The sequence below is a fragment of the Streptomyces sp. NRRL F-5122 genome, assembly GCF_001507435.1.
Taxonomy (GTDB): Bacteria; Actinomycetota; Actinomycetes; order Streptomycetales; family Streptomycetaceae; genus Streptomyces; species Streptomyces lannensis.
On sequence record NZ_LMWH01000194.1, the window covers coordinates 15041 to 31011 of the forward strand.

Annotated in this window: 11 protein-coding genes and 1 tRNA gene; 7 read left to right on the forward strand and 5 right to left on the reverse strand. The window is 71.0% G+C overall.

What is annotated here, in order from left to right; genetic code table 11:
- Positions 1–262: 262 nt before the first annotated feature.
- The 3 genes from ADL25_RS19340 (at position 263) to ADL25_RS19350 (ending at position 3539) form a co-directional block, all read left to right on the forward strand.
- Positions 263–1726 (forward strand): AMP-binding protein, encoded by a 1464-nt coding sequence (locus tag ADL25_RS19340; protein WP_079050466.1) that lies wholly within the window; start codon positions 263–265, stop codon positions 1724–1726.
- Positions 1727–1925: 199 nt separating this feature from the next.
- Positions 1926–2645 carry an AfsR/SARP family transcriptional regulator gene (locus ADL25_RS49030; protein ID WP_267889262.1) on the forward strand — a complete coding sequence of 240 codons (720 nt, stop codon included), beginning with the start codon at positions 1926–1928 and terminating at the stop codon, positions 2643–2645.
- 186 nt (positions 2646–2831) lie between these two features.
- Entirely contained in the window at positions 2832–3539 is a 708-nt protein-coding gene (locus ADL25_RS19350) for an AAA family ATPase (RefSeq protein ID WP_059129018.1), read from the forward strand.
- A gap of 127 nt (positions 3540–3666) precedes the next feature.
- On the opposite strand, the gene ADL25_RS19355 is transcribed toward ADL25_RS19350, so the two are convergent.
- From ADL25_RS19355 to ADL25_RS19365, 3 genes are all read right to left on the reverse strand, one after another.
- Positions 3667–5112, reverse strand: a complete 1446-nt coding sequence (locus ADL25_RS19355) for an aldehyde dehydrogenase family protein (protein WP_059129019.1) — start codon at positions 5110–5112, stop codon at positions 3667–3669.
- A gap of 141 nt (positions 5113–5253) precedes the next feature.
- The gene (locus tag ADL25_RS19360; RefSeq protein ID WP_059129020.1) at positions 5254–6921 is read right to left on the reverse strand and encodes a PucR family transcriptional regulator; all 1668 of its coding nucleotides are present in this window, start codon (positions 6919–6921) and stop codon (positions 5254–5256) included.
- Between the two features lie 168 nt (positions 6922–7089).
- Positions 7090–9210, reverse strand: coding sequence for a hypothetical protein (locus ADL25_RS19365; protein ID WP_059129021.1), 2121 nt, complete (start codon positions 9208–9210; stop codon positions 7090–7092).
- A gap of 305 nt (positions 9211–9515) precedes the next feature.
- Here ADL25_RS19365 and gabT point away from each other — a divergent pair, with 305 nt between their 5' ends.
- The 4 genes from gabT to ADL25_RS19380 all read left to right on the forward strand — a co-directional run bounded on the left by gabT (position 9516) and on the right by ADL25_RS19380 (position 12653).
- Entirely contained in the window at positions 9516–10850 is a 1335-nt protein-coding gene (gene gabT, locus ADL25_RS19370) for a 4-aminobutyrate--2-oxoglutarate transaminase (protein WP_059129022.1), read from the forward strand.
- Positions 10851–11454: 604 nt separating this feature from the next.
- Entirely contained in the window at positions 11455–11649 is a 195-nt protein-coding gene (locus ADL25_RS19375; protein WP_059129023.1) for a hypothetical protein, read from the forward strand.
- Between the two features lie 73 nt (positions 11650–11722).
- Positions 11723–11797: transfer RNA gene (locus tag ADL25_RS49035), tRNA-Trp, on the forward strand.
- Between the two features lie 139 nt (positions 11798–11936).
- Positions 11937–12653: a phosphatase PAP2 family protein gene (locus tag ADL25_RS19380; RefSeq protein ID WP_234380968.1), complete on the forward strand. Its 717-nt coding sequence runs from the start codon at positions 11937–11939 to the stop codon at positions 12651–12653.
- On the opposite strand, the gene ADL25_RS19385 is transcribed toward ADL25_RS19380, so the two are convergent.
- Positions 12592–14400 (reverse strand): chitinase, encoded by a 1809-nt coding sequence (locus tag ADL25_RS19385; RefSeq protein WP_059129024.1) that lies wholly within the window; start codon positions 14398–14400, stop codon positions 12592–12594. The two genes, ADL25_RS19380 and ADL25_RS19385, sit on opposite strands and share 62 nt — an antisense overlap.
- Positions 14401–14543: 143 nt before the next feature.
- Complete coding sequence (locus ADL25_RS19390) at positions 14544–15962, reverse strand: NAD(P)/FAD-dependent oxidoreductase (RefSeq protein ID WP_059129025.1); 1419 nt, start codon at positions 15960–15962, stop codon at positions 14544–14546.
- Positions 15963–15971 lie beyond the last annotated feature (9 nt).

The window sequence follows — 15971 nt, forward strand, 5'->3', positions numbered from 1 at the left end:
CGATCCGTTGCGAACGAGCAGTGCGGCAAGGACGCTACGTCGTTGCGGCGGCCCCAGGACGAGGTTCTCCCCTGCGCGCCGCCCTGCCAGTGAGCCGAGCAACGTCCACCGTACGGGTTTCTGAGGCAAATCCAACGTAAAATCGTCCGAACTTCGACCGTCTCCAACGGTCTATAGTAACGAATGACGAATATGCCGAACGGTCCGGTTATGTTACGGGCGCGTTCTGCAACTCCATCAAGAGAAACCGGCTGCGACGACCATGCGACAGGCCATCGGACGCGAATCGACTGCCGGTGGACTCGCCCTGCGGGCACTACGCCGGTACCCGAATCGCATCGCGTTCGCATGGGACGGCTCTTCCCTGACGTATGCGGCCGCCCTCGCTCTGATCGGCAGGATGCAGGCGGTGTTCGCCGGTCACGGTCTACGGCCAGGACAGTGCATGGCCCTGCTGTCCGGAAACCGCGCGGAAGCCTGGTGCGCGGGCGTCGCCGCACAGGCTTTCGGCCTCACGGTCACCTGGTTGCACCCCTTGGCCCCGGCCGAAGACCACGCTCATCAACTGAACGACGCCGGTGCGGACGTTCTGCTGGTCGACGTGCGCCGATTCGCAGAGTGCGGTGGGGCACTGGCAGCACACGTCGGTGGACTCCGGGTGGTGTTCACCGTGGGCCCCGCCGACTACGGCACCGATCTGCTGCGGGAGGCGGAACACGTCGGTCCGTCCATGGCCAGGGACGTGGCCACCCCGGAGGGGATCGCGTCCTTGTCCCTGGCTCCCCCGTTGATCTACGCGCTCCTCGACGATCCCGCCCTGCGCACAGCCGATCTGGCCTCGTTGGAGCTTCTCCTGTACGGCGCTTCGGCCATCACGCCTGACCGCCTTGCCGAAGGCCTCGACCGCATCGGGGGCGTCTTCTCCCAGTTCTACGGTCAGACCGAGTGCTATCCCATCTCACTGCTCCGCCGCACTGAGCACGACCCGGAAAGACCCGAACTGCTGACGTCCGCCGGACAGCCCGTCACGGCATCCACCGTCGCCATTCTGGATGACGAGGGCAATGAGGTGAGCACCGGCAACACGGGCGAGATCTGCGTGCGAAGCCCGCTGGCCATGAACGGCTATCACCGCCGGCCCGGACTCACGGAGGAGGTCTTCGCTCACGGGTGGCTCCACACCGGAGACATCGGCAGGGTCGACGATCGCGGATATGTCTTCATCGTCGACCGAAAGAAAGACATGATCATCAGAAACGGTGTCAACGTCTTCTCGCGGGGCGTCGAAAACGCCCTGTCCGAGCACCCGGCCGTCTCACAAGCGGCCGTCTTCGGCACGCCTGACGCCGTCACGGGTGAGGCGGTCAATTCGTCACATCGGCAGTTTAGCTGCTCGATATCACTCGGCCGCACCACCCATGGGCCATGGCCCTCGATATTCGAGAGGTTCTCCGGAACCGCGGAATCAATCGTGGCACAGTCCGGTCGACACCTCATCACATGTCCCGGCGGAGGCACTCAGGCCGTGCCGCCGGTCGGGCCCACGACGAACCGGCTGCCGTCGACGGCCTCGCCGCTCGTCTCGCCGACGTTCGAACCCCTGGCGAGACGATGGACCGGCCGACCCGGGCAGTCGCCTGGTCGGGACCTTGCCGTCGGCGAGGACAGGGGCCGAGCGCGGTGCCGCAGGAACCATTCAACGGGACGCCTGTCAACGGAGCGTTGATGCCACGTTGACGCACGTCCCGGGAATCGTCCTCACGCATGCGGCACTTGTTGGGCACTTGGCCCGGATAGCTTCGAGTGCCGGAATTGCGACTCGATTGCCGGTGCACTCCCTGGCGGGTCCAGGAGGTGCCGTTACAAGCCCCACAGAGACACGGATCATGTTGACGAGAGAACTCCGCTTCACCCTGCTGGGCCCCATGCAGGGTTGGCGAGGCGGAACAGAACTGGACCTGGGCTCCCCACAGCAGCAGGCCACCCTCGCAGTGCTCCTCCTCAAGGCGGGCGCACAGACGTCCAAGGCGCAACTCATCGACGCGATTTGGGGTTCCAGTCCGCCTCGCGCCGCCGACGGCACGATCCGTACATACCTGTTGAGACTGCGCCGGATTCTGCGCGGCGGTGAACCGGAAAGCCCGATCAGGACGGTGGCAGGGGGCTACATGATTCCCACGGGAGCCGTCGATCTCGACACCACCCACTTCGCCGATCTCGTCCACCGGGTCCACAGCCGGAGGCCGGAGGATCATGAGGACAACGCCGTTCGCCTGAGAGACGCACTGGCCCTCTGGCGCGGCACCGCGCTTGCCGGTGTCCCGGGACCGTTCGCCGATGCGCAGCGCGATCGGTTGTCCCAACTGCACGCGGCGGCCGGTGAGGAGGTCGTCGCGGCCGATGTCCACATGGGGCGCTACGCCACGGCCCTGGCCGATCTGGCCTTGCTGATAGCGGCAAACCCTTTGCGTGAACGCCTTCGTGAGCTGCAGATGCTCGCCCTCTACCGTTCCGGTCGGCAGGCGGATGCCCTCGAGGCCTACGACCGGATACGCAGGCATCTCGCTCGGGAACTGGGTATCGATCCCGGCCGCGAGTTGCAGCAGCTTCACCGGCGCATCCTCACGCGCGTTCCAGGTCTGTAGCGTCGGTTGAAACGTCCTCCCGGACGGCGAACGCGCACTGGTGGCGTTGCTACTGCTGAACCGAGCGGCCGCGTTGGAAGATCGTCCCGGGCGTCCGGCACCCGAGGCAGCCCGATCACAAGGCGCGCACGGGCTCGACGGCTCCGATCGACGGGTCCCCGACCACACCGCGTGGGAGACTCAAGCATGATTATCGAACGCGCGTACGTTAGCGGCGTCTCGCCTGGCGAGGGGGAGTGGCCCTGGTTCCTGCCTTGCGTGCGCGGGCTCGTGGCGGACGGCCTGCGCTTCACCGCGCCCGTGACCTATCTGGTCGGCGAGAACGGGTCGGGCAAGTCGACGCTGGTCGAGGCTCTCGCCGAGGGCTTCGGCCTGGACTCCTGGGGCGGTTCGCACGACTGGCGCCATGCCAGTCACCGCCCCAGGTCGGTGCTCGGTGAGCGGATCCGCTTCGACGCGGCACCGCGCGGACGGCGAATGCTGGGCAGTTGGTCCGCCCGCAAGGGCTTCTTCCTGCGCGCCGAGACGGCGTTGAACGCACTGGACCGCGAAGGGTTCGCACCGGAGTCGGTCAGCCATGGGGAGGGCTTCCTCGCGGCGTTCCGGGGGAAGTTCCTGCATCCCGGTCTGTATGTGATGGACGAGCCGGAGGCCGCGCTTTCGTTCTCCTCCTGCCTGGAACTGCTCGGCCATATCGACCAGTTGGTGAGAAGCGGCGGCCAGGTCGTCTGCGCCACGCACTCACCGCTGCTGACCGCGCTGCCGGGTGCGGACATCATCGAGGTCGGCGACCACGGCATGCGCCGGGTGGCCTGGGACGAGCTCGCCCTGGTCGACCACTGGCGTCGCTACCTCGCCGACCCCCGGTCCTACCTGCGGCACATCCTGGACTGACACAGCGGCCGTACTCGGCGGACGGCCGAAGACGGGGCGGACCGTGGCGTCTCTTGCGTTCCCGGCCAGAGCACCGGCGGCCGAAGCCCCCGCACAGCGGGCTTCGGCCGTCGGTGGGACCTAGGTCTCAGAGGGCGAGGCCCGTGAGGACCAGGACGCGCTCGTAGGTGTAGTCGTCCATCGCGAACTTCACGCCCTCGCGTCCCACACCGGACTGCTTGACGCCGCCGTACGGCATCTGGTCCGCACGGTAGGAAGGCACGTCGCCGATGACGACACCGCCCACCTCCAGTGCACGGTGCGCCCGGAAGGCGGTCTGGAGGTCATGGGTGAACACGCCCGCCTGGAGGCCGTACTTGGAGTCGTTGACCGCGGCGAAGGCCTCGGCCTCGCCGTCCACCTTCCGTACGGTGAGAACCGGCCCGAAGACCTCCTCGCAGGAGATGGTCACATCGGCCGGCACATCGGTCAGGACGGTCGGCGCGTAGGAGGCACCGTCACGCTTGCCGCCGGCCAGCAGCGTGGCGCCGGCGGCGACGGCCTCGTCGACCCAGGTCTCCACACGCTTCGCCGCGTCCTCGCTCACCAGCGGGCCGACGTCCGTCGCGTCGTCCGAGGGGTCGCCGGTGACCTGCGCCTCGACGGCGGCGACGATGCGCGGCAGCAGTCGCTCGTAGATCGCCGCGTCGGCGATCACACGCTGCACGGAGATGCAGGACTGGCCGCCCTGGTAGTTGGAGAAGGTGGCGATGCGACTCGCGGCCCAGTCCAGGTCCGCGTCGCCGGCGTAGTCACCGAGGACGACGGCCGCGCCGTTGCCGCCGAGTTCCAGGGTGAGGTGCTTGCGCGGCACCGAGTCCATGATCGCGTAGCCGACCCGGTCGGAGCCCGTGAAGGAGATGACGGGCAGTCGCTCGTCCCGGACCAGGGCGGGCATGCGGTCGTTGCCGACCGGCAGGATCGACCAGGACCCGGCCGGCAGGTCGGTCTCGGCGAGCAGGTCACCGATGATCAGGCCGGACAGTGGGGTGGCGGGCGCCGGCTTGAGGATGATCGGGGCGCCCGCGGCGATGGCGGGGGCGATCTTGTGGGCGCACAGGTTCAGCGGGAAGTTGAACGGTGCTATGCCGAGGACGACACCCTTCGGGAAGCGGCGGGTCAGCGCCAGCCGGCCCTGGCCGCCGGCATCGGTGTCCAGACGCTGGGCCTCCCCGCCGTTGAAGCGACGGGCCTCCTCAGCCGCGAACCGGAACACGGAGACGGCACGGCCTACCTCACCGCGGGCCCACTTGACGGGCTTGCCGTTCTCGGCGGAGATCAGCTGCGCGATCTCCTCGGTGCGCTCGGCGAGGCGCTTGGAGACATGGTCGAGGGCGGCGGCGCGGACGTGGGCCGGCGTGGCGGCGAACTCGTCCCGTACGGCGTACGCGGCGGCCACCGCCTCCTCTACCTGGGCCTCGGTCGGAACGCTGACCTTGCCGACGAGCCTGCCGTCCCACGGCGAGGTGACGTCGAAGGTGGTCTCACCGGTGGCCCGGCGGCCGGCGAGCCAGAAGGCGTGGGTGGAGGTCATGATCGGGTCCCGGCCCTTCCGAGGTTGGTGGTGCGTGGAGTTCGTGGTCCACGGTAGGCCCGGGGGGGCGCTGGGTCGTTTGTCCGGGGAGTAGCAGTACAGGGCGGGTCTTCTACGCCTTGTACAGGCGTGGAGGGGGGATCACTCCCCCGCCGCGGCCGTCGCCTTCAGCGCCAGCCACAGCTCCATACGGACGTCCGGATCGTCGAGCGAACGCCCGAGGATCTCCTCGACCCGCCGCATCCGGTAGCGCAGCGTGTGGCGGTGGACGCCGAGGTCGGCCGCAGCCGCGTCCCACTGGCCGTGGCGGGAGAGCCAGGCCCGCAGTGAGGCGACCAGGTCACCCCGTCCCGTGGCGTCGTGCTCGCGCAGGGCGCGCAGCAGTCCGTCCGCGAAGGCGCGCACCGCGTCGTCCGCGAGCAGTGGCAGTACCGAGCCCGCCGCCAGCTCCTCGTGCTCGACCAGCGACCGGCCCCGGCGCCGGGCCACCGACAGCGCCTGTTCGGCCTGCTTGTACGCGGCGGCCGCGGCGATCGGTCCCGCCGGCGCGGACAGCCCCACCACCAGTTCGTCCTCGTCGGCGGCAGCCTGTTCCAGGGTCGCGGCGCGTGCGGCCTGCACCGCGAGCGCGTACTCCTGGCAGGCGGCGACGGCCGCGCCTCCGTCGGTGGCGAGCACCACCAGCCGCTCCCCTTCAGGAACGACGAGCACCGCCTCGCCGGAGCGCGCCGCGGCGGACTCGACGATCTCGGCAAGGCCGCTCAGCGGATCACCGTTCATGTCGGCGGCGGCGAGCACCGCGGCGGCCGGTGCCGTGGGCGCCGAGCGCGCGTGGCCGTCGGCGTGCGCGCGGGCCGCCGACGCGGACGCCGACTCGGCGAGGATCAGCCGGAAGGGCGCGTCGAGGAGATCGCCGTACAGGTCACCGGCCACCGCGCGTGCGTGGTCCGGCTCCCCGGCCAGCAGCATGCGCAGCACGGCGGCCCCGATCCGCTGCTCGGCGGCGTGCAGGGAGCGGGACCGCTCGGTGGTGAGGGTCAGCAGGGCGATCGCGGAGTGGACGGCGTACCGCTCGGCGGTGCCCAGTGCGGCGGCCGTGCCCACGGCGAGCGCGGCGCGCGGGCGCCGCCCGGTGCCCAGGGAGTGCAGCTCGACCCGGTCCTCACCGCTCGGCCCTCCCACCACGGAACTGGCCGGCGCGGGCCGCTCCCGCAGCCGCTCCACGTCGGCGGTGAGCCGTGCGGCCCGCCGCCCCGCCCACTCAGGCGCGGCCGCGACGACGGCACCCGAGGCGTCGTAGAGCGCGGCCCAGCCGTCGACCTGCCCGGCGAGCGCTGCGAGCAGGCCCTCGGGACCGTCGGTCAGGGCCTGCTTGGTCAGCTCCCGCTGGGCGGCGAAGCCCGCGGTCACGGCCCGGTACTGGTCGGCCGCTATGGCGGCGGAGACGGCTTTGCTGATGGCGAGGAAGGGGGTGCGCCGCGGCACCTCCAGCAGCGGGAGCCCCTCCTCCCGCGCCGCGTCCACCAAAGCCTTCGGGATGTCGTCGTAGTTCACCCCGACGGCGAATCCGAGCCCGACCACTCCCGCGCCCACCAGCCGCTTCACATACCGGCTCATGGCCTCGGGATCGTCGGCGTCCAGTTTCAGCGCCGTGATCAGCAGCAGTTCGCCGCCCTCCATGTAGGGCACGGGGTCGGCGAGTTCGCTGACGTGCGCCCAGCGGACGGGGACGTCCAGATGGTCCTCGCCCGCGCGCACGGTCAGCTTCAGCGCGGAGTGGTGGACGAGCGAGGCGAGCGTCGGGGGCATGAGGCCTTCAGGTCGGCACGGACGGGGTTTCTTCACGGAATCCGTGATCCGCCACGGATTCCGTGATCTTTGTGATCCTTTGGCCGCCACGTATGAACGGCCTATGCCGATTCTGCCTCACCGTACGGTCGCCATGTGCCCCGAAGCCCGGACATCCGACCGCCGCACTCAGCCCCGCAGGTCCACCAGCAGCGGGGGCGCGTGCTCACCCTTCACATTCGTCAGCGAGAGCACGGCGTGCCCGGGTGGGACCGCATGCGCCAGTTCGGAGGCGGACCACCGTTCGCGTTCGACCTGGCGGACGGTCACCGCGCGGGCGGTCGGCGCACGTCCGGTGATCACGCGGCGCAGCGCGTGCAGCGCCTTGCCCGCCGGGGTCTCGGCGATGATCTGCCGGTCGGTGACGTCCCGCGCCTCGATCCACTCCTTGCCCCACACCTCGGCGAAGTCCTGCCCGTCCCAGGGGGTGAGCCCGGACAGGGCCATCCGGCAGCCGGTCGCGCCGAGGAGCGGGCCGCGCAGGGGCCGGGGCACGTCGTCGAGGGTGCGCAGGGTGAGCACGGCTCCGGCGTTCGCGGAGCGCAGCCGCTGGATGCCCCGGACGGACTCGGGGGTCACCACGCCCGTCGCGTCGTCGAGCACCAGGCACGCGAAGAGGGACCGGTCCTCGCGCGTCGCGACACTGGCCGTGAACTGGGCGAGCACCAGTCGCGCGAGGATTCGGGAGGCATCCGCGTGGCCGCGCTCGGGAAGGTCGATCCGGACGCGCACCGGGTGGTCCAGGGCCCGCAGCGAGAACGGCCGGGACTGCCCGGAGGTGTCGAAGAACGGGGCGAAGGCGGGCCGGTCGAGCAGTGCGACCCGGTCGGCGAGGACACTTCCCACATCGCCCGGGTGTGCCGCCTGCCGTTCGCGCGCGTCCAGTTCCCGCAGCAGCGAGTCCCGCCCGGTGTCCTGCAGGGCCTTGCGCAGCGCGGCGAGCGGATCGGACGCGCCGTCCAGGAGCTGCCTCAGTTCCGGCACGGACGGGAATCGGCCGTGCACGGCCCGGAACGGGCCGAGGAGCTGGGCCAGCACGGTCGTGGAGCGGCGGCTGTCCCCGCCGGGATGGGGGTCGGCGAGGTCGCCCACGAGCGCCTCGGCCAGAACCGCCGCCGCCTCGTCCGGGTCGGTGGTCCCGCCGTACAGATCGAGGTCGTAGACGGATTCGGGATGGCCGATGCGGACGACGACGTCATAGGCGTCCGCGGGTCCCAGACCCGCACCCGCCGCGCCGACGACGACCACGGCGGCCCGTCCGGCCAGCGCCTGCAGACACAGCGACTCCGCGAGGGGCCGGACCACCGAGCCGGTCTTGCCGGAACCCGCGGGCCCCACCGCGACCAGGGAGGTGCCCAGCAGATCGGGGCCGAGGGCGAGCCCGGACCCGCGGTAGGCGTAGGGGTTGCGGGGATCGTCGACGGTGGACCCGAGCCGCACCTGTCCGGTGATCAGATCGTGCAGCGCGATCCGGGCCGGCAGGTCGCGCTCCCCGGAGGGGTGCAGACAGGCGGCCGCGCCGTCCTTGAGGACCGCGCCGGTGAAGGCGGCGAGACCGTGCCGGCCGCTGTGCACGCCCTGCCAGGCGCGCGCGATACGGGCGTGGTCGACATCGCGCATACGTCCCGCACGGGCGTCGGCGGCGAGCCGGTCGGCCGCGTCCTGCGCCCCCGCGGCGCGCAGCTGGTTCCACTGCGCGGGGTCCTCCTCGGGTGCCGGGGGCCGCTCGTGCACGGGCGGCGCGGCGGCGCGCCACGCGGGCGGCCCGAACCGCCGCCAGACCTCACCCCAGCGGCCCAGCTTGCCGACGGTGATCATGATCGCGAGGGCGATGAGCGTGTAGTAGCCGTACCAGAGGAAGGCGTTCCCGACGCGGTCGCCGCTGTGGCGCCAGGAGTCGGGGGTGAACAGCTCGAGGGGGACGACCCACCAGCCGCCGAGGTAGCCGTTCCACAGCAGCGACCAGATCAGCCAGCCCACCAGGAAGGCGATGAGCGCTCCGCTGAGCAGCTGCCGGGTCGGCGTCCGCTCGGGCTCCTGTTCGGGCCGCGGCCGGTGGCCGAAGCGCCACACGCCGGGCGCCGCCTGCGGCCGTGGCGTTCGCACCCAGGCCAGGAACGCGGGACCGTCCGGGGGCGGTGGCGTCCCGGGGGCGTGCGCCGGCCGGGGCGGCACCTGGGGCGGTCCCGCCGGACGCGGCACGGAACCGGCCCGTGCGACCCGTGCGTCCTGCGTCCCGTCGCTGTCCATCGCCTTGCCCCCTGACCAGCCGCTCCGTGCACCGTCCGCGAGTCAATCTAGCGCCCCCGCCAAGGGAGTTCGCCGCATATGCGGCCGGGACCGCGAGGGCGCGCCCCCGCACGCTATGTCCACCACGGACAAGCGGAGGCGGCCAAGGCGCCCACATGGAGCATGCCCACCTTCCATTGCCCGCCTTAGCCTGCGAGAAAAGAAGGTAAGCGTCCGAAAAGCACCCCCGCCCGGAGCACCCGGCCCGCCGCAGCGCGGGTGCGCCGAGTCCCCGGGCCGGTTCGCACGATCATCAGGGAGCCCCCATGACCGCACTTCCGCAGGAGCGTCGCGTCGTCACCGCCATCCCCGGCCCGAAGTCGCAGGAGCTGCAGGCCCGCCGTACCGCCGCGGTCGCGCAGGGCGTGGGCTCCGTGCTGCCGGTCTTCACCACGCGCGCGGGCGGCGGGATCATCGAGGACGTCGACGGCAACCGTCTGATCGACTTCGGCTCCGGCATCGCGGTGACGTCCGTGGGCGCCTCCGCCGAGGCCGTGGTACGCCGCGCCTCCGCGCAGCTCCAGGACTTCACCCACACCTGTTTCATGGTCACGCCGTACGAGGGCTACGTCGCCGTCGCCGAGGCGCTGGCCGAGCTCACGCCGGGTGACCACGCCAAGAAGTCCGCGCTGTTCAACTCGGGCGCCGAGGCCGTCGAGAACGCGGTCAAGATCGCCCGCGCCTACACCAAGCGCCAGGCGGTCGTCGTCTTCGACCACGGCTACCACGGCCGGACCAACCTGACGATGGCGCTGACGTCCAAGAACATGCCGTACAAGCACGGCTTCGGCCCATTCGCGCCCGAGGTCTACCGCATGCCGTTGGCGTACGCGTACCGCTGGCCCACCGGTCCGGACAACTGCGGCCCCGAGGCCGCCGCACAGGCCATCGACCAGATCACCAAGCAGGTCGGCGCGGACAACGTGGCCGCGATCATCATCGAGCCGGTGCTCGGTGAGGGCGGCTTCATCGAGCCCGCGAAGGGTTTCCTGCCCGCTCTGCGCAAGTTCGCCACGGACAACGGCATCGTCTTCGTCGCCGACGAGATCCAGTCCGGCTTCTGCCGCACCGGCCAATGGTTCGCGTGCGAGGACGAGGGAATCGTCCCGGACCTGATCACCACCGCCAAGGGCATCGCGGGCGGTCTGCCGCTCGCCGCCGTGACCGGTCGCGCCGAGATCATGGACGCCGCGCACTCGGGCGGCCTCGGCGGCACCTACGGCGGCAACCCGGTCGCCTGCGCAGGTGCGCTCGGCGCGATCGAGACCATGAAGGAGTTCGACCTCAACGCCCGGGCGAAGGACATCGAGGAGACCATGAAGGCCCGCCTCACGGCGATGGCCGAGAAGTTCGACATCATCGGCGACGTCCGCGGCCGCGGCGCGATGATCGCGATCGAGCTGGTCAAGGATCGCGCCACCAAGGAACCGAACCCGGAGGCCACCGGTGCGCTGGCCAAGGCCTGCCACCAGGAGGGCCTACTCGTCCTGACCTGCGGCACCTACGGCAACGTGCTGCGCTTCCTGCCGCCGCTCGTCATCGGCCAGGACCTGCTCAACGAGGGTCTCGACATCATCGAGCAGGCCTTCGCGCGCATCTGAGCCCGCCCGCGTCGCCGCCGCTGGGGCCGCGGAGGTCAGAGGGTGTGAAGAACGTGTGCGAGGTGGATGGCAAGACGCCTTTCCGGCTGTCGGAGCCGTTTTCCCTGCCGTAGGTTCTACCCAGATGAGAGAAACACCCCACCCACAGGGGACTGTGGGTGACATCGGGCCGAGGCCTCCCCAGCTTCGACCTGGTCGTGCCCTCGCGCACAAACCCGGAGCTTTCGGCTCTGGATCTCCTCACCGATCGGACGGCCGCACGCCCCAAACCCCCCGGGGCGGGCGGCACCCCGATCCGGACGGCCGCCTCGGAACCACCCCCGTCGCACCCGCGCAAGCAGGTCAGGGGACGTGGACGGGAGAGCTGTCCACCTGAAGGGCCGGCACACACCCCCCCTTGTGCCGGCCCTTCAGCGCGTCCGGACCCGCTCGCGGCTCGGGCCGGGCCCACGGGGGCATGCCGGCGCCCGGCGCACCTCCTCGCACGGATCGCACGCCGGGGACCTCACTCCACCCGGCCGTCCGACAGGCCGGGTGCCGTACGACGTTCGGTGCACGGCGGGTCGGATCCACCGAAGCCGGCATACTCGCTATATTCGGACATATGGACGAGGCGCCCAGACGCATCGACCCCACGACGGACCGGGTGTCCGCCGCGCTCGTGCTGGGCTGCTCCCCGGAACAGATCGGCCCGTGCACCCGCTGCCAGGGACTGACCTGCCGATACGGCCGCAACGCTCGACTCGTGTGCCCCCACTGCCGTGCCGTCGACGTGAGGACCGGGTCCGCGCCGGGGTGACGGCCCGCACGCACCGCCCCGGCATGAATCGGACGCCGTGCCGTCAGGCCCACGGCCACCCTGTCGGCCGGGCGGAGCCATAGTGCAGAGGTCGTCGCGCGCGGTATCCAAGATCGCGAGGACGCCGGTTCGAATCCGGCCGGTTCCGCTCTCCTGCCGCCGGCCCGGCAGGACGCCCCGCGTTGGGCCGCGCGGCGGGTGTCGACGTACCGCTCAGGGATGCCGCGTTCGCCACGCGCGGGCACCCGCGGGTACTGCCGGCCGCACTGCCTGCGAAGCTGTACAGCGTGTCGCGCATCCCGGAGCCAGAGCTGGAGGACCCGCCTGCGGTGCACGGTGGAATGCCACCGCTCCCGGGGCGGCCTGCTCGCGTTCTGGGCCTGCTGGGACCCCTCTTCCTCCTGCTCTCCTGGCAGGTCGCCGTCCGCGGGCCGCTGGTGCGGGTGGACGAACGGCTGGGCAGGGCCCTGGTCCGTCCGAGCCGGATCTCGGAACTCCTCGCCGACCTGGGCAGTGCCACCATCGCCGTTCCGCTGCTGGTCATCGTGCTGACCTGGGTCGCCCAGCGGGGCCGGGACGCCGGTGCGCAGCGGTGGTGGCTGCCGCCCGCCGCCGCGGCCGGGCTGACGGCTGCCTATCCCGTGCTGATCCTCGCCTTGAAGACGCTGTTCGCCCGGCCGGGCCCACCGCTCATGGGCCCGGTCACGGGCTTCTACCCTTCGGGGCACACGGCCACCGCGATGATCGCCTACGGCGCGGCGGCCCTGGTCCTGTCGCCCTGGCTGCACACGCCCCAGGCCCGCCTCCAGCTCCTCGCCGTCTGGCTCACCCTGAACGCGGGCGTCGCCTTCGGGCTGGTCCGCAGCGGTTACCACTGGCCCCTGGACGTGCTGGGCAGTTGGTGCCTGTGCGCGATGCTGCTGTACTCGCTGTGGCTCTGCCTCAGCCGAAGTAGCCGTCGAACGTCCGCTGGAACTCCCAGCTCCCGAACCGGTCCCAGTTGATCGACCACGTCATCAGGCCGCGCAGGCCGGGCCAGGTTCCGTGGGTGGTGTACGAACCGCAGTTCGCCTTTCTGGTCAGGCAGTCGAGGGTCTTCGTGACCTCCGACGGGGCCACGTAGCCGTTGCCCGCGTTGGTCGACGCCGGCATGCCTATCGCCACCTGGTCGGGCCGCAGCGGCGGGAAGACGTTGTTCGCGTCACCCGCCACCGGGAAGCCGGTGAGGAGCATGTCCGTCATCGCGATGTGGAAGTCCGCCCCGCCCATGGAGTGGTACTGGTTGTCGAGGCCCATGATCGGGCCGGAGTTGTAGTCCTGGACGTGGAGCAGCGTGAGATCGTCGCGCAGGGCGTGGATCACCGGGAGATACGCCCCGCACCGGGGATCCTGACCGCCCCACTTGCCCGTGCCGTAGTACTGGTAGCCCATCTGCACGAAGAACGTCTCCGGGGCCATCGTCAGCACGAACCCGGAGCCGTATCTGGCCTTCAGGGTCTTCAGGGCCGAGATCAGGTTGACGATCACCGGGGTCGTCGGGTTCCTGAAATCCGTGTCGTTCGCGTTCAGGGACAGCGAGTGGCCCTCGAAGTCGATGTCCAGGCCGTCGAGGCCGTAGGTGTCGATGATCTTCGAGACCGAGGAGACGAAGGCGTCCCGGGCCGCCGTGGTCGTCAGCTGCACCTGGCCGTTCTGGCCGCCGATCGATATCAGCACCTTCTTGCCGGCCGCCTGCTTGGCCTTGACGGCCGCCTTGAACTCGGCGTCGCTCTCCACGCCGGCGCACTCGGTGACCGGGCACCGGGTGAACCGGATGTCGCCCGAGGTGACGGAGGTGGGTTCACCGAAGGCGAGGTCGATGACGTCCCAGCTGTCGGGGACGTCCGCAAGACGCGTGTACCCGGAGCCGTTGGCGAAGCTCGCGTGGAGGTAGCCGACCAGGGCGTGTGCCGGGAGGCCGACGGAGCCCCCCGATCCCGCGGCGGTCGTCGCGGTCACCGTCGCCGATTTCGCGGACTCCCCCGCGTCGTTGACGGCCGCCACCTGGAAGCCGTACGCCGTGGCGGACGCCAGGCCGGTCACGGTGGCCGATGTGCCGGCGACCGTCTGGACCCTCGCGCCGTCCCGGTAGACGGCATAGCTCGTGGCGCCCGTGACCGCCGACCAGGACAGGGCGACGCTGGAGGAGGTGACGGCGCCGGTCCTCAGTCCGGACGGCGCGGCGGGCGGCTGGCCGGCGACCGCGCCCGGTCCGACCAGCGAGATGTCGTCGGCGTAGTAGGCGCCCGTGCCGTACCAGCCGTGCGTGTAGATCGTGACCTTGGTGGTCGAGGGGCCGGTGCGGAAGGTCGTCGTGAGCTGCTGCCAGTCGGTCGCCGACTGGGTCCAAGTGGACACGTCGGTGGTGCCGGTGCCGCTCGCGCCCAGGTACACGTAGCTGCCGCGGACCTGACCGCCGAGTGTGTACTGCGCGTTCGGCTGTACCGTCACCGTCTGGCTGCACTGGGCGTTGTCGCTGCCGGCCGGGGTCGCCTGCAGTGCCGAGGTTCCGCTGTGCACCGGGGAACCGACGATGGCGCCGGCGGTGCAGCTCCAGCCGTCGAGGCCGGACTCGAAACCGCCGTTGCGCGCGAGGTCCACGTCGGCCGCGCGGGCGGCCGGAGCGAGCGCGGCCAGGCCGGGCAGGGCCAGGGCCGTTGCCGTGCACACGGCCAGCAGCCGTCGCCGGACGAAGGGTCTGGTGCGATCCACAAGTGCCTCCGGGCATGGGGGAATTGGAGGGTGGAGCGCGCCCAACTTGGTCCAGACCAATCCGGTTGTCAAGACCTCCGCCGGTGGCGGACGCGGCCGGGGACCCGCCGTGAGCTCCGGCGGGTCCCCGGCCGCGGTCCTGGTCAGCTGTCGAAGCCCAGACCCAGCCGGTCCATCGTCTTCAGCCAGAGGTTGCGCCGGCCGCCGTGCGCGTCGGCACGGGCCAGGGACCACTTGGTCAGTGCGATGCCCGTCCAGGCGAAGGGCTCCGGCGGGAACGGCAGGGGCTTCTTGCGGACCATCTCCAGCTCGGTCCGCTCCGTGCGCTCCCCCGCCAGCAGATCGAGCATCACCTCGGCGCCGAAGCGGGTGGCCCCGACACCGAGGCCCGTGTAGCCGGCCGCGTACGCCACCCTCTCCCGGTACGCCGTCCCGAAGAACGCCGAGAAGCGCGAGCAGGTGTCGATCGCGCCGCCCCACGCGTGCGTGAAGCGGACTCTCTCCAACTGCGGGAAGCAGCCGAAGAAGTGCTCGGCGAGCTTCGCGTACGTCTCCGGGCGGTCGTCGTACTCCGCTCGCACCCGGCCGCCGTACGAGTAGATCGCGTCGTAGCCGCCCCACAGGATGCGGTTGTCGGCGGAGAGCCGGAAGTAGTGGAACTGATTGGCCGAGTCCCCGAGGCCCTGGCGCCTGCTCCAGCCGATGGACGCCAACCGGTCGGGGCTCAGCGGCTCGGTCATCAGCGCGTAGTCGTAGACCGGCACCGTATAGGAGCGGACCCGCTTGACCAGGTTCGGGAAGATGTTGGTGCCGAGTGCGACGCGGCGGGCGCGCACCCGGCCGTAGGGGGTGCGCACGGCCATGCCGGCCCCGTACGGCTTCAGTGTGAGCGCGGGTGTGTGCTCGTAGATCCTGACGCCCAGCCGGAGGCAGGCTCGTTTGAGCCCCCAGGCCAGCTTGGCCGGGTGGACCAAGGCGACGCCCCGGCGGTCGTACAGACCGGCGACGAAGGTCGGCGAGTCGACCTGCTCCCGCACCGCCTCCGCGTCCAGGAACTCGGTGTCCTCGGCAAGCCCCCGGCGCACCGTCTCCTCGTACCAGTCACGGAGTTCGAAGGCCTGGTACGTCTCGGTCGCCACGTCGATCTCGCCGGTGCGCTCGAAGTCGCAGTCCAGCGAGTGGCGGGCGACCGCCTTCTCGATCTCGTCGAGATTGCGGGCGCCCAGCTCCTGCAACTTGTGGATCTCGTCCGGCCAGCGGGCGACCCCGTTGGCCAGGCCGTGTGTGAGGGAGGCGGCGCAGAACCCGCCGTTGCGGCCCGAGGCGGCCCAGCCCGCCTCGCGGCCCTCGAGCAGTACGACGTCCCGCAGCGGATCGCGCTCCTTGGCGATGAGCGCGGTCCACAGTCCGCTGTAGCCGCCGCCGACGACCAGCAGATCGCAGGTCTCGGCGCCGGTGAGAGCGGGTTCGGGGTGGGGCCTGCCCGGGTCGTCCAGCCAGTACGGGACCGGCTGGGCTTCGGAAAGAGATGTGGTCCAACGGGTCATGGCGCTCGGGGCCATGATGTCAAC